This window comes from Haloarcula rara, assembly GCF_029338235.1.
GTDB classification, from domain to species: domain Archaea; phylum Halobacteriota; class Halobacteria; order Halobacteriales; family Haloarculaceae; genus Haloarcula; species Haloarcula rara.
The window spans coordinates 510987-526704 of the sequence record NZ_CP119785.1; the positions used below are offsets into that span (position 1 = coordinate 510987).

General features: G+C 57.8%; 25 protein-coding genes and 1 tRNA gene. 15 read left to right on the forward strand and 11 right to left on the reverse strand.

Annotation, left to right across the window (positions count from 1 at the left end):
• Window positions 1-54 precede the first annotated feature (54 nt).
• The gene (gene cyaB / locus P1K32_RS02645; RefSeq protein ID WP_276251173.1) at window positions 55-597 is read right to left on the reverse strand and encodes a class IV adenylate cyclase; all 543 of its coding nucleotides are present in this window, start codon (window positions 595-597) and stop codon (window positions 55-57) included.
• Window positions 598-700: 103 nt separating this feature from the next.
• Here cyaB and P1K32_RS02650 point away from each other — a divergent pair, with 103 nt between their 5' ends.
• Together P1K32_RS02650 and P1K32_RS02655 are read left to right on the forward strand one after the other, a co-directional pair.
• Window positions 701-1732: a threonine ammonia-lyase gene (locus tag P1K32_RS02650; RefSeq protein ID WP_276251174.1), complete on the forward strand. Its 1032-nt coding sequence runs from the start codon at window positions 701-703 to the stop codon at window positions 1730-1732.
• A 51-nt stretch (window positions 1733-1783) separates the two neighbouring features.
• Window positions 1784-2725, forward strand: coding sequence for an FKBP-type peptidyl-prolyl cis-trans isomerase (locus tag P1K32_RS02655; RefSeq protein WP_276251175.1), 942 nt, complete (start codon window positions 1784-1786; stop codon window positions 2723-2725).
• A gap of 25 nt (window positions 2726-2750) precedes the next feature.
• On the opposite strand, the gene P1K32_RS02660 is transcribed toward P1K32_RS02655, so the two are convergent.
• The gene (locus P1K32_RS02660; protein WP_276251176.1) at window positions 2751-3296 is read right to left on the reverse strand and encodes a DICT sensory domain-containing protein; all 546 of its coding nucleotides are present in this window, start codon (window positions 3294-3296) and stop codon (window positions 2751-2753) included.
• Between the two features lie 34 nt (window positions 3297-3330).
• Window positions 3331-3528, reverse strand: a complete 198-nt coding sequence (locus P1K32_RS02665; RefSeq protein ID WP_276251177.1) for a hypothetical protein — start codon at window positions 3526-3528, stop codon at window positions 3331-3333.
• A gap of 179 nt (window positions 3529-3707) precedes the next feature.
• Between P1K32_RS02665 and P1K32_RS02670 the strand changes: the two genes are divergently transcribed.
• On the forward strand, window positions 3708-4823 hold the full coding sequence (locus P1K32_RS02670; protein WP_276251178.1) for a nitric oxide synthase oxygenase: 1116 nt from the start codon (window positions 3708-3710) through the stop codon (window positions 4821-4823).
• 25 nt (window positions 4824-4848) lie between these two features.
• Here P1K32_RS02670 and P1K32_RS17745 read toward each other — a convergent pair whose 3' ends face one another.
• The 3 genes from P1K32_RS17745 to P1K32_RS02680 all read right to left on the reverse strand — a co-directional run bounded on the left by P1K32_RS17745 (window position 4849) and on the right by P1K32_RS02680 (window position 6447).
• Window positions 4849-4989 (reverse strand): DUF7129 domain-containing putative zinc-binding protein, encoded by a 141-nt coding sequence (locus P1K32_RS17745; RefSeq protein WP_379690757.1) that lies wholly within the window; start codon window positions 4987-4989, stop codon window positions 4849-4851.
• 160 nt (window positions 4990-5149) lie between these two features.
• Window positions 5150-5779, reverse strand: coding sequence for an RAD55 family ATPase (locus tag P1K32_RS02675; RefSeq protein WP_220586926.1), 630 nt, complete (start codon window positions 5777-5779; stop codon window positions 5150-5152).
• A gap of 29 nt (window positions 5780-5808) precedes the next feature.
• The gene (locus P1K32_RS02680) at window positions 5809-6447 is read right to left on the reverse strand and encodes a MinD/ParA family ATP-binding protein (RefSeq protein ID WP_276251179.1); all 639 of its coding nucleotides are present in this window, start codon (window positions 6445-6447) and stop codon (window positions 5809-5811) included.
• 152 nt (window positions 6448-6599) lie between these two features.
• Here P1K32_RS02680 and P1K32_RS02685 point away from each other — a divergent pair, with 152 nt between their 5' ends.
• A complete protein-coding gene (locus tag P1K32_RS02685) occupies window positions 6600-6824 on the forward strand; it encodes a DUF7385 family protein (RefSeq protein ID WP_276251180.1) in 225 nt (74 codons plus the stop codon).
• A gap of 346 nt (window positions 6825-7170) precedes the next feature.
• Here the strand turns inward: P1K32_RS02685 and P1K32_RS02690 are convergent.
• A tRNA-Leu gene (locus P1K32_RS02690) sits at window positions 7171-7252 on the reverse strand.
• 183 nt (window positions 7253-7435) lie between these two features.
• Between P1K32_RS02690 and P1K32_RS02695 the strand changes: the two genes are divergently transcribed.
• The 4 genes from P1K32_RS02695 to P1K32_RS02710 are packed head-to-tail and all read left to right on the forward strand — an operon-like array spanning window position 7436 to window position 9902.
• Window positions 7436-8122: a thymidylate synthase gene (locus tag P1K32_RS02695; RefSeq protein WP_276251181.1), complete on the forward strand. Its 687-nt coding sequence runs from the start codon at window positions 7436-7438 to the stop codon at window positions 8120-8122.
• Complete coding sequence (locus tag P1K32_RS02700; protein ID WP_276251182.1) at window positions 8119-8700, forward strand: transcription initiation factor IIB family protein; 582 nt, start codon at window positions 8119-8121, stop codon at window positions 8698-8700. The genes P1K32_RS02695 and P1K32_RS02700 overlap by 4 nt, the downstream gene beginning before the upstream one ends.
• 22 nt (window positions 8701-8722) lie before the next feature.
• A complete protein-coding gene (locus tag P1K32_RS02705) occupies window positions 8723-9610 on the forward strand; it encodes a nucleotide kinase domain-containing protein (RefSeq protein ID WP_276251183.1) in 888 nt (295 codons plus the stop codon).
• Window positions 9611-9635: 25 nt separating this feature from the next.
• The gene (locus tag P1K32_RS02710) at window positions 9636-9902 is read left to right on the forward strand and encodes a hypothetical protein (RefSeq protein WP_276251184.1); all 267 of its coding nucleotides are present in this window, start codon (window positions 9636-9638) and stop codon (window positions 9900-9902) included.
• A 1142-nt stretch (window positions 9903-11044) separates the two neighbouring features.
• On the opposite strand, the gene P1K32_RS02715 is transcribed toward P1K32_RS02710, so the two are convergent.
• From P1K32_RS02715 to P1K32_RS02725, 3 genes are read right to left on the reverse strand one after another with little or no spacing between them, the layout of a single operon-like run.
• Window positions 11045-11299 (reverse strand): hypothetical protein, encoded by a 255-nt coding sequence (locus tag P1K32_RS02715; RefSeq protein ID WP_276251185.1) that lies wholly within the window; start codon window positions 11297-11299, stop codon window positions 11045-11047.
• 8 nt (window positions 11300-11307) lie between these two features.
• Window positions 11308-11964 carry a hypothetical protein gene (locus P1K32_RS02720; RefSeq protein ID WP_276251186.1) on the reverse strand — a complete coding sequence of 219 codons (657 nt, stop codon included), beginning with the start codon at window positions 11962-11964 and terminating at the stop codon, window positions 11308-11310.
• On the reverse strand, window positions 11961-12332 hold the full coding sequence (locus P1K32_RS02725; protein WP_276251187.1) for a hypothetical protein: 372 nt from the start codon (window positions 12330-12332) through the stop codon (window positions 11961-11963). The genes P1K32_RS02720 and P1K32_RS02725 overlap by 4 nt, the downstream gene beginning before the upstream one ends.
• 218 nt (window positions 12333-12550) lie before the next feature.
• On the opposite strand from P1K32_RS02725, the gene P1K32_RS02730 reads away from it, so the two are divergent.
• The 7 genes from P1K32_RS02730 to P1K32_RS02760 all read left to right on the forward strand — a co-directional run bounded on the left by P1K32_RS02730 (window position 12551) and on the right by P1K32_RS02760 (window position 14843).
• Window positions 12551-12931 carry a hypothetical protein gene (locus tag P1K32_RS02730; protein WP_276251188.1) on the forward strand — a complete coding sequence of 127 codons (381 nt, stop codon included), beginning with the start codon at window positions 12551-12553 and terminating at the stop codon, window positions 12929-12931.
• Window positions 12931-13290 carry a hypothetical protein gene (locus tag P1K32_RS02735; protein ID WP_276251189.1) on the forward strand — a complete coding sequence of 120 codons (360 nt, stop codon included), beginning with the start codon at window positions 12931-12933 and terminating at the stop codon, window positions 13288-13290. Before P1K32_RS02730 ends, P1K32_RS02735 begins: the two co-directional genes overlap by 1 nt.
• A complete protein-coding gene (locus P1K32_RS02740; RefSeq protein ID WP_276251190.1) occupies window positions 13287-13532 on the forward strand; it encodes a hypothetical protein in 246 nt (81 codons plus the stop codon). Before P1K32_RS02735 ends, P1K32_RS02740 begins: the two co-directional genes overlap by 4 nt.
• 142 nt (window positions 13533-13674) lie before the next feature.
• The gene (locus tag P1K32_RS02745) at window positions 13675-13809 is read left to right on the forward strand and encodes a hypothetical protein (protein WP_276251191.1); all 135 of its coding nucleotides are present in this window, start codon (window positions 13675-13677) and stop codon (window positions 13807-13809) included.
• Between the two features lie 4 nt (window positions 13810-13813).
• On the forward strand, window positions 13814-14329 hold the full coding sequence (locus tag P1K32_RS02750; RefSeq protein WP_276251192.1) for a hypothetical protein: 516 nt from the start codon (window positions 13814-13816) through the stop codon (window positions 14327-14329).
• Window positions 14329-14559, forward strand: coding sequence for a hypothetical protein (locus P1K32_RS02755; RefSeq protein WP_276251193.1), 231 nt, complete (start codon window positions 14329-14331; stop codon window positions 14557-14559). Before P1K32_RS02750 ends, P1K32_RS02755 begins: the two co-directional genes overlap by 1 nt.
• 2 nt (window positions 14560-14561) lie before the next feature.
• A complete protein-coding gene (locus P1K32_RS02760; RefSeq protein WP_276251194.1) occupies window positions 14562-14843 on the forward strand; it encodes a hypothetical protein in 282 nt (93 codons plus the stop codon).
• Between the two features lie 97 nt (window positions 14844-14940).
• Here P1K32_RS02760 and P1K32_RS02765 read toward each other — a convergent pair whose 3' ends face one another.
• Window positions 14941-15531, reverse strand: coding sequence for a hypothetical protein (locus P1K32_RS02765; protein ID WP_276251195.1), 591 nt, complete (start codon window positions 15529-15531; stop codon window positions 14941-14943).
• Window positions 15532-15718 lie beyond the last annotated feature (187 nt).

Below are 15718 nucleotides of genomic sequence, written 5' to 3' on the forward strand. Positions count from 1 at the left end.
CTAAACTGTGCCCGCTTCTATAACTTACGGGAACCGCTCGGCACGCAAAGATTACTACGAGGAATCTTCGAGCAACAGCCCGAGATACGACGTCCGTGTCTGCTCGTCGGGGTCCAGTCCCAGTTGGCGCAATACTTCGTAGGCGCCTTCCCGGGCTCGCTCGACGCCGTCCTCGTCGGTTTCGGTCTCGACCTCGACGAACTCGCCGACGCCCTCGACGGCGTCCAGCGTCACCGTGTAACCGTCGTAGCGGTAGAAGCGTCGGTCCTTCTCGACAGTGGCGGCCGGTGAAAAGCCCAGGTTCTCGAAGATGGCGTCGGCGGTCTCGCCGTCGTCGACGGCCGTCTCGTGTTCCTCGCGAGTCTTCGACTCGGCCTCGACCAGCGGGCCCTTGTAGGTGATTCGGGCCTCGGTGTCGCCGGCTTCGGTCTCGCGGCGCACGCGCAACGCCTCGTCCGTCTCGGCGAACTCCCGGTGGGGCGCGTCGTAGTACGTATCGACCTGTACGACGTCACCCGTCTGTGTGGCGCCCAGGTCGTCGAGGCGCTCGGCGACGGCGGCCAGGTCGGCGGCGACTTTCACTTCGACTTCGTACATGACTGCGCTGTCGGGTCGGGCGACAAAAACGGTGGCGTCCCTTGGCGAGACACGACCGGATGGAGACCACGAGTTTTACTGTCTGTGCTCCCGGGGTAGGGGTATGGACGGTCGCTACGAACCGGTCGAGTCACCCGACGACACGACCGTCTTCCCGTATCACGACCTGACGCCGCCGACGACGGCCGACGTGGCTCGGGCGCGGAAGGTCGTCTCGCGGTATCTCCCCGAGACGCCGCTGGTCCGCAGCGAGCACCTCTCGGCTGAACTCGACGCCGACGTCTACCTCAAGCGCGAGGACACGCTGCCGACGGGCGCGTTCAAGGTCCGCGGCGGCGTCAACCTGCTCGCGACACTCGACGACGAGTTCCGCGAGCGGGGCGTTATCGCCGCCAGCTCCGGGAACCACGGCCTCTCTATCGCGTGGGCGGGCCGCGAGTTCGACGTGCCCGTCACCATCGGCGTGCCCGAGGACGCAAACGGGGGGAAGGTCGCGGCCATGGAACAGCTGGGCGCCGAGGTCATCCGGCACGGGCCGGACTACGACGCGGCCCGCGAACACGTGGAGGAGCTGGCCGTCGAGACCGGCAAGCGCTACGTCCACTCGGGCAACGAGCCCAAGCTGCTCGCCGGCGTCGGCACCGCCGGGCTCGAGGTCGTCGAGGAACTGCCGGACGTAGACCGGCTCTACACTCCTATCGGCGGGGGCACGTCCGCCGTCGGCTACTCGCTCACCGTCGGCGCACTGACTGACGCCGACGTCGTGGGCGTCCAGTCCGCCGCGGCCCCGGCGATGCATCGGGCCTACCACGAGGACACGCTGGAGCCACACGACCGGATGGAGACCAGCGCCGAGGGCGTCGCCACCCGCGTCCCCTTCGCGCTCACGATGGATATCCTCCGTGACGGACTCGCGGATTTCACGCTCGTCTCGGAAGCGGCCATCGGCGACGCCGTCGCCCGGCTGTTCACCGAGGAACGAATCGTCATGGAGGGGGCCTGCGGAACGGCCGTCGCCGCCGCGCTCGACGCGGACGATATCGCGGGCGAGACCGTCGTCGTCCCGGTTTCGGGCCGGAATATCGACGCCGCGAAGCTCGACGCAATCCTCGCCGAGTATGGCGACGCCGCGTGAGTGCCAGGCCGAAACGTTGTTCTTAAGAGTGCCACGGCAGTCCTTCGGGGTATGAGCAACGACTCCGAGGCCGAGGAGACAGAGCCAGAAGCGGAAGACGCGGCCGACGAAGAGCCCGAGAGCGGATTCCAGTCCGGCGACGTCGTCAAACTCGCCTACACCGCCCGAACCGTGGACGAAGGCCAGCTCGTCGACACGACCGACGAAGAGGTCGCCGCGGACGAGGGTATCGACACCGACCAGCAAGAGTGGGGCCCGCGCACCATCGTGCTGGGGGAAGGCCACATCTTCCCGGACGTCGAGCAGGACATCTTCGGGAAGGAGGTCGGCGACGCGGGGACCGTCACCGTCGCCGCCGAAGACGCCTTCGGCGAGTACGACGAAGAACAGGTCCGCACCGTCACGAAGGACAAGATCGCCGAGGACGACCGCTACCCCGGTGCCCAGGTTCAGATCGACGGCGAGCAGGGCCGTCTCGAGACCATCATCGGCGGCCGCGCGCGCGTCGACTTCAACCACCCGCTCGCCGGTGAGGCCGTCGAGTACGAGTACGAGGTCGTCGCCGAGGTCACCGACCGCGAGGAGAAGGCCCAGGGCATCCTCTCGCTGATGCTCGACGTTGAGCTCGACGTCTGGTTCGAACAGGAGACCGTCGAGGAAGAGCAGCTCGTCGAGAGCGACGACGACGAAGACGACGAGGAAGGAGAGCCCGAGTACGAGACCGTCGAGGTCGAGAAGGACACGCTCTACATCGAGGCGACGCCGCAGCTTTCGATGAACCAGCAGTGGATGATGGGCAAACAGCAGATCGCCCAGCAGCTGACCCAGCTGCTCGGCGTCGACCGCATCATCGTCCAGGAGGAGATCGGCGGTGGCGGCATGGGTATGCCAGGCATGATGGGTGGCGGTCTGGGCGGCCTCGAAGAGCAGCTCGAGGACGCCGACGTCGACGCAGAGGAGATCGCAGAAGAACTCGAGAACGCCGGCGAATAACGCCCGACACCCAGTTTTCGGCGGTTCAGAACTCCTCGAGAAGGATCTCGTCGACACGCCGAACCTTCTGTGGGTCGTAGGTCCATGTGCCGACCCACTCGTTTGGCCCGGTCTCCAGTGAGAGAAGGGCCGCGTGTCGCGGCTCCGCAGAGGCGGGTCGGAACAGCACACACCACGACTCCCGATAGCCGCGGTGGTCGCCGGTGTGTAGAACGGTGTCGAGATTCGCCGGGAGCTCCCAGTCGTTCACGCCGTAGACGTGGACCGACAGGTCGGTGTCGGCCAGGCGGCGGTACACCTCCCGGGTGTCGTTCTCGGTCCCGAGCCGTGAGAGCTCCTGGAAGGTCGCTCGGAGGACGCCCGAGCCGTGTTCGAGCGCGTGGCCCTCGATGAACCGCGAGATGAGTATCAAGATGAGCTTCTCCATCTCCTTCTCCGCTGCGGGGAACCCCCGTAGTTCGAAGACAGTCTGGTCGAGTTCCGTGATCACCGACGAGGCGCGTGACTGCTCGAGACCGCCCGGTCCCGTCCGGTAGAGGTCGCTGTTGACGAGCAGACAGGCGTCTATCACTGACTGCAGTGACGAGGAGGCGACGACCTCGCCGTCACGGACGAGCAGTACCGTATCGTCCGCCGCGTCGGGGACATCCCCCCTCCGTGATGTCGACCGACTGTCCGTCGAACGTCGTCGCGAGCAACCGCTGAATCGGGTCGACTTCCGTTCGGTTGACGACGACGAGGGACTGCTCTGGGGCGTCTGTCTCCCGGACGAGTGTCCACAGCTGTTCCACCGCCGACGACATAGCTAGCAGGAGTCACTACAGGCAATTAAGATTGATCGGGGGCCAGTTCCGTGTCGTTCCGACCGTGAGGACGCTGCACCGCTCGGGGCGATGGGGGGCGATGGGAATGCGTGCCCGATTAAATTACGCTAGATGAAAATTAATAACTAATTGGGGTAAATTGAACAGTTGTAGGATAAATGTACGACCTCGAGAACTGCTACGACAGGGAGCGGCTACTCGAAGAGGCGGAATCGTTCGTCAGGGAGTGTTACACCGAACTAGACAAGGAAGCGGAAATCGAAGACCGGCTGGCCGAAATCAGAGCCGAAGTGCGGGAGCGGGGCCACTACGACCACACGTACGAGGAGCTCGAACACGGCGCCAAGATGGCCTGGCGCAACAGCAACCGGTGTGTGGGCCGGTTGTTCTGGGACACGCTGGAAGTCATAGACGAGCGGGACCTCGAGACGCCGACCGAGATCCACGAGGCCTGCTGTCGACACATCGAGCACGGCCGCAACGGCGGGGACATCATCCCGACGATTACGGTGTTTAAACCGATGGTGCGGGGGGAACAGCAGGTCCGAATTTGGAACTACGAGCTGCTCCGGTACGCGGGATACGAAACCGAAGACGGGGTCATCGGCGACCCCGCAGAGACTGAGTTCACGGAGTACTGCCTCTCACGGGGATGGGAGCCAGACCGGACCGACTTTGATATTCTGCCCCACGTCATCCAGGTCGGCGAGGACGAGCCCTCCGTATTCGAGGTCCCCGACTCCGTCGTCGAGGAAGTCGAACTGATCCATCCCGACTACGAGTGGTTCGCCGACCTCGGGCTGAAGTGGATCGACGTGCCGATAGTGTCCAATATGTGTCTCGAGATCGGGGGGATACGGTACACGGCGGCTCCGTTCAACGGCTGGTTCCTCTCGACAGAGATCGGTGCACGCAACCTCACTGACACGGACCGCTACGACATGCTCCCCGAGGTCGCACAGCGGCTGGGACTGGACACCAGCGAGGACCGGTCGCTGTGGAAGGACGAAGCGACCCTGGCGATACACCGCGCGGTCATCCACTCCTTCGACGAGGCGGGCGTCCGGATTACCGACCCCCACGAGGTGACAGACCAGTTCGAGCAGTTCGAACGCAACGAAGCCGCCGAGGGACGCGACATCACGGGCGACTGGTCGTGGCTGATTCCGCCGACCAACCCGGCGACGACACAGGTGTTCCACTCCAGTTACGACGAAGAGGTCAACACGCCGAACTTCTTCTACCAGCCGGACCCGGACCGGATATCCGAGTGACCGCTCCCGCAGTATGGGTCCCAGCTCACCGGGGGATAGCGGCGTCTTTCATCACGCCTCCACAGCGCCTGCACTTCAGCGTCCGACTCGGGGCTGTCGTCCGGTACGCGCAGTCAGAACACGTGAACTGTTTCTGTTCTTTGGCAAGCGGGTCTCGGCCACTCATGTGATTTGAATGGCATCTACGGCCGCATAAAACCTTCAGATTTTCAGACACGTTCCACAGAGACGACCGAGAGCGACAATAGCCAGACACCTTTCAGGCGACCGGTCTGGAAGCAGGTACACGGGTGGCAACGAGCAGTGTATGGACGTTGGATAGGACGCTACGCGATGTCCCGGCTCGTGTCGATGCTGACCTGTTCGACCAGGTCGAGCTTGATGATGTCGTTGGGCGCGCGGCCGCCGCGGAACTTGGGGATGGCGAGCTTGTTCTCCACTTCGTCACCCATCGTGCGCGTCTTGAGCTGGAAGACGACGTCGGCGAAATGCTCGGTCGTGTCTCTAAGGGGCGGGACGTCTCGGCCGTCGAGACAGTGCAAAATCGCGAGACTGCCCGTGTTGACAATGTGGTTCTGGAGGTCGTTCATGAACGCCCTGAACCGGGAGTGGGGCTCCTGGGCTTCGAGAACGTCAAGCGGGTCGACGATGAGGTTCGAGGTCTCGGGCAGCGCCGAGACGAGTTTGCCCGCGTTGTCCAGCGGCGCCTCCCCGGAGATGTGACGGACCGTCGGGTCGCCGGTGTTGGCCGGTGTCTGTTCGATACTGGCGACGACCGACTCCGCAGTGCGGTCGAGCGAGAGCCACAGCGTGCCGCGTGTGGCGGTGAGTTCGTAGAGGAACAGCTCCGCCTGGCTCGCCGGCTGTGCCGTCAGCGCGACGATGCTCCCCGCTGGGATGCCACCGTCGAGCTTCCGGTCGAGGACATCGATGCCCGTGCGTAGCCGGTTGACCATGCTATGAAGAACCTACCCAGTCCACCCGATTAAATATTCCGCTTGGTTACCGATTTCGCACACTGCAGGTGTCTCGCGGCGGATTCCTGCGTTTCGAGTGGAGGTGCCGATAGCTCCGGGACGTGGACCACTGTGGAACAGCCCAGTAACTCGCCCGGGTCGAGCCGTCCATCGCTACGTACCAGCACTACGACGACGGGCGGCGCGTCGAGCTCGCGGGCTATCGCCGCCGTCTTGGCCGCGTCACGCAGGCTCCGCTCTTGGGGCGTCGAGACGAGGACGGTCCGGTCGGCTGCCCGCAGCGGGGCCGCCGCGTCGGGACTCGCGCCTGCCGGACAGTCAAGCAAGACGGGGTCGCCGAGACGCCCGCCGTCCGCGAGCCGCTCGAACAGCGCTGCGGCGGTCGCCGTGTCGGCCCCGCCACAGGGTAGTACGTCTATCTCGGGGAACCGACCGCCCGGCTGTGCGACCGCACGCGGGTCCTCGCTGTCGAGGGCCGCGGCGATGCCCGGCTGTCGGTCGACTCCGGTGCGGTGGTGCAAATCCGGCATGTCGAGGTCCGCGTCGACCACCAGCGGCCGCGTCCCCAGCGAGGCCATCCCGCGCGCGAGCCCGACAGCTGTCGTCGTCTTCCCGCACCCTCCTTTCCCCCCGGCGATTGCGAGCATGGCGGGTCTGGGTGCGCCATCTGGTTTGAATGCTTGGCCGGAATGGCGTGACTCGCGAGCTCCGAGATATCGGCGGCCTTCGCGGGTACGGTGTCGAGCAACGATACTGCGAGGACCCAGAATTTATGCGACACCGTCTATCATAGCCGTGTATGGAAGATTTCGACGAGATTGTCTCCTCGCTGACCCCGCGCGAGGACAACGAGGCCATCAAGTCCTACCAGAACACGACGGCCGTCGCTTGCCCGGCCTGTGAGAAACCGTTCGACGACATGGTCGTCTGCAAGGACCCGCCGACGTCGCTGAACCTGGACTTCGAGATGGACCTCTGTACGGCCATCCACGACGACCGCGTGGTCATCTTCACGCACCGGTAGCGTCGCGGAACGGTTGCTTCAGTTCGCGGACGCTCAGCTTGCGGGCTGTTCGCGGAGACTCACGGCTCGCTTCGCTCCACCTTGGTCTTTTCGAGGCGTGAGACCGGATTTGCGATTCGCGAATTGGTCGTCGCAAAATGCGCCGGACCGGATTTGAACCGGAGCAAGAAATGCTCGCTTCGCTGCGCGTTCCTTGCAGGGTTCAAATCCTCGTTTCGCTCGGTTTCCAGGGTTCAAATCCGCTCGGCCGATTGCTGCTGCTCGCGGATTTGCTCGCAGCCGACTCACGGCTCGCTTCGCTCACCGTTCGTCTTTTCGAGGCGCTCACGTCGCTCGCGCCTCGCTATGCGCGGGACCGGATTTGAACCGGCGGACCCCTACGGGATAGCGTCCTAAGCGCTACGCCTTTTCCTGGCTTGGCTACCCGCCATTTCACGCCCCCTCCTCGTCTCTCCGGGGCTGACGAGTCCATATCTGGGTGGGACTTTATTAAAGATGCCACGTCGTTGCGCTACCCGCACCCGACATATTCTCTATCTCCGGAGAGAGGTCATACATAAGTCTCGCGGTTTATCAGTTAACTTACATGTCTGTCACGCTAACTCCTTCCTATGTCCTTGTCATCCAGTGGCAAGTCACTCGGTGAAGCATACGAAGCCGCCGTCGACAACTATCTCTCCGATCGCGACCACGAAACGATGATCATCTACGCGACCGAGGCGATCGACTCACTCGACGAGATTCCCGACGGATGGGATATCCGTGACTGGGAACCGGTCCTCAACCTCGGCGAGATCTACGAGCCGTTCTGTCGCTACGACTTCCAGAAGACGTCGAAGAAGACTGGCGGAACTCACGGTGGCGATTGGATCACAGACCGGATCATGGAGCTGCACGACGGAGCCTACGCTCGTCGGATGGAGAACCCGGACCAGATTGAGATGATCGTTGAGCGGCTGAAGAAGCGGATGCACGGCTCCTGCACCAACGGCCTCGTCGCCCAGGTCTTCCAACAGAAGGATCTGGAACGAGCGACTGTCCCGCGTCCCAACAACAGTAAGAATATCTCCTGTATCACGCAGCTCCACTTCCACCCGAAGAAGGAGCAACTGCACCTCCACCAGTCACTCCGGAGTCAATATCTCGACCTCAAGGGATACGGGAACCTCATTGGCGCAGCGACGATGCTCGCCAAAGTCTGTGCCGAGACAGGCTACGAACCGGGGAATGTCTACGAGCACATCGGGAACGTGACCACGTACAGACGGCGTCACATCCGAGCCATCAACAACCTATGAACGGGAAAGAGTATCGGCGTGGAGAGATCGCACGGATAGCTGACGCACTGGACCTCTCCATAGAGACGGAACGGATAGCAGCATGTCTCCTGGAAATCGGTGACGAGCTCCGGATCACAAATGGTCGACGACAGGAAGACCTCATCTGTGGTGCCATCTTCCTCGCAGCGCAACTCACGGAAGAAGTGGTCTCTCCGGACGATATCACTCGGATCGCGATCACTCGTCGACGGGACATCTTCCGAGCCTACAAAGCACTGAAGGATGGATTGAAGCTCTACCCAGAACCGACTCAACCGGAGAAGTTCGTCGAGGATTTCGTTACGCGACTTAACGAACAGTGCGACTCGAATCTCCCAGACGACGTCGTCGAGCGAGCCGAGGAACTCATCGCTCGAACGGACGTGAGTGGGCGGAGTCCGATGGCGATGGCGGCGAGTGCCATCTACGTCTCCGCAGACATCGAAGGGTGGCGAGTGACACAGGCTGAGGTCGCGAGAGTGGCGAAAGTGACAGAAGAGACGGTTCGAGAGAATGCCAAGCGCTTCGAGTCCCGGTTGCCCGAGTATAACTATTAATCAGCCGAAACTCCTTGTAACTATGAACGAAGGCTACCTACAAGAATACCTGTGGTGGATCACCGAACGACAGGAAATCTACAAACGCCGATTCATGCTAGAGGAAGATCGGCCATGGACAGACAACCAATATCTCGATGCCTACCACTTCTGCCATGCCCAACGAGAGCTGGATACCGGGACGAAATTCGCACTCGATACGATTCTCCGACAGGACAAATCGAACCAGGGGGTACTCCTCAACACGATCTTCTACCGATTCTTCAACAAGCCAGAGACGGTGAAGATGGTCGGTGGGTTCCGTGAGCCGGACGACTTCAACCCCGAAGGGTTAGTGGATGTCCTCGACGCATATGGAGAGAACAATACGCTGTTCTCGTCGGCGTATAGAGTGACGACGCAAGACTGGGCCGGTGCCGACACGAAACACGCGAATATCCTCCTCGGTGTCTTCCGAGATCACCTGTTACCGAATCTCGACGATTACAGTCGACGGATCTTCGGAGCCGGACAGATGCACGACGTCTTCGATATCCTCACGGAGATCCCCGGTGTGGGTGACTTCCTCGCGTATGAGATACTCACCGACCTCAACTATCGACACCTCCGGTTCTCCGAGAACGACTTCGTGAATATCGGTCCTGGCGCCGAAGAGGGACTGGAACGGATATTCGACGACCCGGACGAATCGAGTCTGCGATGGCTACAAGAGAATCAGGAGCAACTCTACACGAAGTACGACATCCAATATCCGTTCCTCAAAGGGAAGCAAGAGCTGACGCTCCGTGACCTGGAACACAGTGCCTGCGAAGTCCGGAAGTATTGGACTCTAGTGGAACCGGGAGCCACGTCACATCGCAAGTTCGAACCACGTGACCACAACCAAGATTCGCTGGAGAACTTCAGTTAGGTCGGTGTGCAGCGTATGGTAGTATATGGTCTACGAGGAACAACTTGAGGAACTTGAGTTTCGAGAGGTCAGAGAAGAAGAGATCCACGACGTGACCCATGTGATAGAGATGGAGGATATGGTCGTCATCGGGAGTGCGAACGACGATACCGAAGTTGTGTTCGATATCGAATACTTGGACCGAGGCTCACCTGCCAATACCATACTCACCGGGGACGCAATCATCTACGAATATCACCGTGCCACAGCCGATGTCGAAGGTAATTCTATAACCGTCAAACCTATGTTTTAAGTCCGTACGCGCCGTTATTTTCTAATACCCCCACCTTGGATAGATGGGCAGGGTAGGTTGGATATTTTCTCCAACCTCATCCGCTAAACCGCTATGCTTTAGTACAACCTCAACATGTCAGAAGAAAGGGTTAAGTCGGTAGCACCGTTAGTATTGGGTAAGTAAGCGAAACTGGTCCCTTTCTATCCAAGGTGGGGACTGGTTTTCCGTCGCATCGTGAATCCCCACATGTGCGAGTGACGGAGTATTGATGCTGGCAAGTCCTGTCCTACGGAAACCTCCGCAAGGAGTAATCGGTACTCGTCTACATGACTGGGGACGAGTTAAACGGGAAGATCCTGTGTTATGGTGTACGGTCAAAACTTGAGGTCGCGAATAGCGAGACGCCACCTAAGCATGGGAAATAACGACATCCGAGGGACCGAGGGAACGACCCGATGAAGTCTTAATTTGCCCTGGGAAACTCAAGCGGTGCAGTTGGGTTTCTTATACTCCTCTGAATCCCCAAAGGCCTGACGTAGAGATGGATGCTTACGATCAATGCTCGTTGATTAGCACTCGAAGAGGTGTGCCAAAATCCAACTGTGAGAATAGTTGGAGAATGTAATTATATTAATAACCCTCGTTGGGTGAGCCTATAATCAGTGTCTCGTCGGGGTCCCCACTCCCCCTCGCCACTAATCCGGCTGGTCTGCGCCAGTAAATGCCACTTTAGCTTCTAACAGACAGAGGGTCTCCGCGAGTGGCCCATATCATCCTGCCTTCAAGATCTCCGGGAGAGACACGATGTTCATCGCGGAGACCGACGTCACATTCATCGCGGAGACGGCTGGAAAATCAGCTCTGTATCGTCAACAGTCTTCGCGAGTTGAGCACGACCCATATTGAAGAACTCGTCAGCAGGCCCTTCGACTTTGGCGACCATCCCACTGTCTCTCGGTTCGACCATCATCGTGTCGTTATCGTGCGTAACGTCGATGTGGTCCAGTCGGCACTGGCTCTCCGTCTGTCGATCCGTGAACTCGCCGTCACTGTTCTCACACCAATCGCGGAATTCGTATTGTGGCTACACGCCGGAGCTCTACGAGATCAAAGTCATCAACACTCGTGGAGACCACAACAAATGTGGGATCTGCTTCCGGTCAGCCTAAGACGTCTGTCGTGTAGGCGACGAGCTCAACGTCATCCCACTCGGGCTCATCGACTAATGTCCCATCGGACCGACGGAAGCTCCCTGTTCCGAGGAGACGCACCCGTGCCGTCTCCGGAGACTCCACATTATAGACGCCGGGTGAGTTCACCACATCGAAGAGACCCTGCCTCCGAAGGTAGGACTCAACGTTCTCCGGGCAGACGGACTCCGCGATGAGTACTGGGTCACCACGGGTCTCTCTCATCCTGGGAATCATATTTCTTCCCGTAAATGTAGGTCAGTCGGGATTATCTCTGAGTCTGATCTTTTCCTCTGATTGTGGCCTGCTTCTCTCCATGATTTTCGTTCGATGTCTTCTGTGTCTATTCCGTTATAATTCTTGGCGAGCTCGGGGATGACAAAATATTCGGCATTTTCGACTATGGCCTCGGTGACCTCTATTGGAAACCAATCCGAGTCTCGTGGAACTAATTGACTCGAAATCGGTCCCGGGTTATCATACAGCTCAACGTTGACGATTTCCATGGGGCAGTCGATGTAGTCGATAATAGCATCTTCACGAATCGGAGCCTCGATCACGACGGGTGGACCATAGAAGGTCGCGTTGACTTCGACTCCGATGATGGGAGAGTATACTACCTCTGCATCTCGGAGTGCTTCCCGAACTGCATCCATATCACCAATCGGATTTCCATGTTGGTCTTGTGCCTTCTCGACGTTTGGTAACACCTCGAAATCTTCCTCGATTAAGGCAGTATTCTCGTTCGGGATGTCCTCGTCAGTGTACCGCCAGAAGAGGTCTAAGTCCTCCTTCTTGAAGTCGATGACGTTCTTTCCGATTTCACGTTGGGCTGGATACGCCTGTTCATCTTCACAGATAACCAGCCCTCCCTTCTTCCAGATCCTCATAGAAGCATCTCCTCCATAGACTCTTCCACTGCCCAAATCGGTTCATCGTAGGTCTTGGTGACGACGTTCTTGTGGTTAGTCGAGAAGCCAGTGGCGTCGTGACCTTCCTCACTTTCTTGGGTCATCGTGTACGCACGTCGCACGTAGAGGTCACCATCGCTGTCTTCGGTGAAGACGTAGGTCTGCGTGTACGTCCCGTCGTAGTTGTATCCGTATCCGAGTAGATCTTCTCCGTAGGCTTCGAGTTCAGGGGTGTTGATGAAGAATCGCAGCCGTTGGATATTGGCGAGGTCTTCATCATACGCCTTCTCTGCGATGCTATGGTACTGTTCCGTTACCTGTGGCAGCTTGTTTCTTGGTAGTTGCATTTTCGTTCTCCACTGCCCCCGTCGGGAGACAGCATCGCAAGGTCGGAAGGACACGTATTTAAAAGAAAATCGGAGGGCTGTGTTCAGGCCCATTCTATAAGCAACTTGTGAATTTAGAATTGTACTACTACAAGTGTATTTATGTCAGCAAAACGATACTATTAAGTCGTACCGTACCGTACCGTATAGTACGCGGTTAACACTGGTGAGTGTCAACAATGGCTATCAACGAAAAGTTACCAAAATCGATCGAAACAGCGCTCGGTCTTGTTGGTAAGATCGATGACGATGCACAGATGCCGATCAAGATGTGGGATGACGATATCCCCACGTTCGACGACCACCTCCTCATCCACCGAACGGACAAGGCAGCGCTGTTCTACACGGTGGTGCGAGAGGGGTTCGAGTTTATCTACGAGAACCGGAACGGATACGAACTCTACTACTCGGCCAACGACGAGTGCGACTTCCGGTCGAATTTCCCTCGGTCGCCGACGGGGAAAGACGATTCCAAAGTCGTCAGAGAATACAAGAAGCTGACCGGTGTAACGGACGACGAACTGCGTCCGATACTCGAACAAGTGCCGGGGATGGAATAATGCAAGACCGACTATCACGATTCGACGGGACCGAGCGAGAGTACTGGGATACGATCTCTAAAGAGCACGGTATCGTAACGGTGCTTAACGAGATGTGCCAACGGTTGAGCGAGAGCAACCACAACGGCACGTTCTCGATGGGTGGTAAGGGGATCAAACAAGTCGTCGTGGGTAATGGCGACTTCTTGAACGAGTTCCCGACGATGGATGTCCTCGCGTTGGGCATCTATACGTGTTCGTCGTACAGGACGTGGCAAGTGGTCGAGGCGATCGGTGGGATCGACGAAGACAACTTCTACTGTATGTTCAACGAGAACTTCACCAAGAGAGACGGAATTCCGATGAGGGAGTTTGCATGAACATAGACGAACCAGAAATCGACCGCGAGATGTACGAACTGATGGAAGCGCCCGAGTGTATCGTGTACGATGTAACGAGGGAAGACCCATACAACGACCAAGAACCATGGAAAACGAAGACCCTCCCTGTGAAGGTTCATGATGACGGGAGTTTGACTATCGAGGACTGGTGCGAGACCGGAGAATACGAGAGACAAGAGATCCGGGAGCGACACGACATCAGAAACGAGATGATAGAATGACTTACAGAGATTTCGAGAGACATTGGGTCCGATGTCCGGAATGTGGATACGGAGAGGAAGAAGGTGAGATGATCTACGTTCCGGCTCCAGATGTGAGGTGTGCTGAATGTCCTCGTTGTGGAGAGGAAGGAGAACTAAGACAATGACACAAATCACAGAAACAGGATTCGTAGTTGGAGAAGTCTACGATATGGAAGGGCTGGTCTGTGTAACCATACAGGCCTACGATGCAGAGACCGGCGAACCGTACCCCGAAACGCAACCTCTGGAGGAGTAAGACAATGTCAGAAGAAACCATCAGTGGCAACGCTGTAAAGCGAGATCTTGAACGAGTCGCCGACGAACTGGGTCGGGCGCCGACAACAACCGAATACAAGGAACTCGGTGAATTCCCCCTCAAAGCAGTGTACAGAATCAAAGAAAATCACTGGAGAGACCTCTGGAAACGGACTCGGTACAGTACCAAGAAACTCAATGATCCGAAAGAGCGTATCGACGGCAAAGAGGACATCAACCCAGAGCTGATCAAGCGAGCGGCAGAGATTACACCAGACCCCGAAAGAGTCGACAATCTCACGAACATAATACTCCACAAGAGATACGATGAGGACCTCTCGGGGAAGACCCAGAACGGAGTCATCGCTGGTGCGATTTTGTATGTCGTAAAAGAACTCGACATGGATGTCTCTGCAAGAGAGGTTGCCGATGTGCTCAGTTTAGGGAGAATAGATGTTTGGAGCAACTGCAAGGACTTGGAAGAAGATTGGAAGATTCCTCCAGTGGAGGAGATCAACTGATGTCGGGAACATACGACCGACCCTTCAGTCCTGGTGGGATCAACCTCAAGAACGACGAGCTGGCGAAGCAGGTCCAGAGTGAAGCCGCTCGAATTGCTGGCCTCTACGACGACGTCCACCCGAAGGATGTCTACGGAATGGCTCTGGAGTTCGTTCTGTCGTCGGAAGACACACCGGAGGACTTCCTCGAATACGTGAAGGCCCAACTCGCCGAGGTTTCGGAGGGCTAACCATGTCAGGAACAACTCATAGTGGCGATACTGACGATTCTAACTGGGAGCCAGCGTTATTCATAGAATACGTGGTACCTATGCAGATTTTGGTGGCGTGTTTTTTTGTTGTTTATTGGACTTTGCTACTGGATTGGCACGGTGTGGTGGATATTGCACTACTGACTTGGCAAGAGTTGGTGGATATTGTAATATTGTCATTTGGTTATAGCGCCATTAATTTCTATTGTTGTCACGTGGCTATGATTTCAATTACAGTGTTAAAACACAAAATCCTCGGTTAAGTCGCTTCGGCGTATAGTATAATATGGTCTCGGACACGTGTTTCCGACCATATTCTCGTGGGTGACTGTCCTAGCAGTCCACCCCAATTTTAGAACACTACGACGGATGCGTCACCAAATCACCGACTGACCCATCCGGAATCGTCTCCGGGTCGAGCTCGTCGTGATACCCGTCTTCTTTGTGAATCCGTTTATGACACCGCCGACAGACACGGACGACTTTCTCCGGCTCATACGAGATGTGGTGGTTCTCCATCCGAGCGATCGGTGACGTCTCCTCACACAGTAGACACAACTCATCCTGTGTATCGACCCCGTTCCCGATCCGGTCGAAGACGATCTCCAGGTGATGGTGTGTCTCACAGTTACTGCACGAGTAATCCGTATTGTGTGTGAACCATCCGAGATTCAGAGTCTCGTCACACCCTTGGCACGGGATTGGAAGGTCTCCCGAGCGATTGATATCCTGGTCCGCTGCCCAGACGGCGTGTTGATTGTAGAGGACGTCGAGGTGTCCGATGACTTCGAATCGGAACTCGGTATTACAGGTCGAACATGACCCGTCGTCTTCCCAGAGAAGCCATGTCGATTTCATCCTCTTGCCACATCCGGGACAGTCGAACCAGATCACGGGTTGATACCCACAGTCACTCTCCAACGTATCAGCCTCGATATCGACGACTCCCATACCTATTCATACGGGCTATATCGACTTGTAATTTCGCTTATAGGTAAGTCGAAATCGACCGTAGGCCTCGGTAATGGTAGATCCGCTGGACTGCAAGACGATGCAAGGCCCCGAAGGAGACGATCGTCTCTTCTGTAAACCCCCGAATGAGGGGTGGGCTGATGCAACAGAGGCCAACGAACTCAAT

Bases quoted from the DNA above. Each gene is read 5' to 3' on its own strand.
- cyaB (WP_276251173.1), bottom strand. From the start codon at position 597: ATGTACGAAGTCGAAGTGAAAGTCGCCGCCGACCTGGCCGCCGTCGCC.
- P1K32_RS02650 (WP_276251174.1), top strand. From the start codon at position 701: ATGGACGGTCGCTACGAACCGGTCGAGTCACCCGACGACACGACCGTC.
- P1K32_RS02655 (WP_276251175.1), top strand. From the start codon at position 1,784: ATGAGCAACGACTCCGAGGCCGAGGAGACAGAGCCAGAAGCGGAAGAC.
- P1K32_RS02665 (WP_276251177.1), bottom strand. From the start codon at position 3,528: ATGTCGTCGGCGGTGGAACAGCTGTGGACACTCGTCCGGGAGACAGAC.
- P1K32_RS02670 (WP_276251178.1), top strand. From the start codon at position 3,708: ATGTACGACCTCGAGAACTGCTACGACAGGGAGCGGCTACTCGAAGAG.
- P1K32_RS17745 (WP_379690757.1), bottom strand. From the start codon at position 4,989: ATGAGTGGCCGAGACCCGCTTGCCAAAGAACAGAAACAGTTCACGTGT.
- P1K32_RS02675 (WP_220586926.1), bottom strand. From the start codon at position 5,779: ATGGTCAACCGGCTACGCACGGGCATCGATGTCCTCGACCGGAAGCTC.
- P1K32_RS02680 (WP_276251179.1), bottom strand. From the start codon at position 6,447: ATGCTCGCAATCGCCGGGGGGAAAGGAGGGTGCGGGAAGACGACGACA.
- P1K32_RS02685 (WP_276251180.1), top strand. From the start codon at position 6,600: ATGGAAGATTTCGACGAGATTGTCTCCTCGCTGACCCCGCGCGAGGAC.
- P1K32_RS02695 (WP_276251181.1), top strand. From the start codon at position 7,436: ATGTCCTTGTCATCCAGTGGCAAGTCACTCGGTGAAGCATACGAAGCC.
- P1K32_RS02700 (WP_276251182.1), top strand. From the start codon at position 8,119: ATGAACGGGAAAGAGTATCGGCGTGGAGAGATCGCACGGATAGCTGAC.
- P1K32_RS02705 (WP_276251183.1), top strand. From the start codon at position 8,723: ATGAACGAAGGCTACCTACAAGAATACCTGTGGTGGATCACCGAACGA.
- P1K32_RS02710 (WP_276251184.1), top strand. From the start codon at position 9,636: ATGGTCTACGAGGAACAACTTGAGGAACTTGAGTTTCGAGAGGTCAGA.
- P1K32_RS02715 (WP_276251185.1), bottom strand. From the start codon at position 11,299: ATGAGAGAGACCCGTGGTGACCCAGTACTCATCGCGGAGTCCGTCTGC.
- P1K32_RS02720 (WP_276251186.1), bottom strand. From the start codon at position 11,964: ATGAGGATCTGGAAGAAGGGAGGGCTGGTTATCTGTGAAGATGAACAG.
- P1K32_RS02725 (WP_276251187.1), bottom strand. From the start codon at position 12,332: ATGCAACTACCAAGAAACAAGCTGCCACAGGTAACGGAACAGTACCAT.
- P1K32_RS02730 (WP_276251188.1), top strand. From the start codon at position 12,551: ATGGCTATCAACGAAAAGTTACCAAAATCGATCGAAACAGCGCTCGGT.
- P1K32_RS02735 (WP_276251189.1), top strand. From the start codon at position 12,931: ATGCAAGACCGACTATCACGATTCGACGGGACCGAGCGAGAGTACTGG.
- P1K32_RS02740 (WP_276251190.1), top strand. From the start codon at position 13,287: ATGAACATAGACGAACCAGAAATCGACCGCGAGATGTACGAACTGATG.
- P1K32_RS02745 (WP_276251191.1), top strand. From the start codon at position 13,675: ATGACACAAATCACAGAAACAGGATTCGTAGTTGGAGAAGTCTACGAT.
- P1K32_RS02750 (WP_276251192.1), top strand. From the start codon at position 13,814: ATGTCAGAAGAAACCATCAGTGGCAACGCTGTAAAGCGAGATCTTGAA.
- P1K32_RS02755 (WP_276251193.1), top strand. From the start codon at position 14,329: ATGTCGGGAACATACGACCGACCCTTCAGTCCTGGTGGGATCAACCTC.
- P1K32_RS02760 (WP_276251194.1), top strand. From the start codon at position 14,562: ATGTCAGGAACAACTCATAGTGGCGATACTGACGATTCTAACTGGGAG.
- P1K32_RS02765 (WP_276251195.1), bottom strand. From the start codon at position 15,531: ATGGGAGTCGTCGATATCGAGGCTGATACGTTGGAGAGTGACTGTGGG.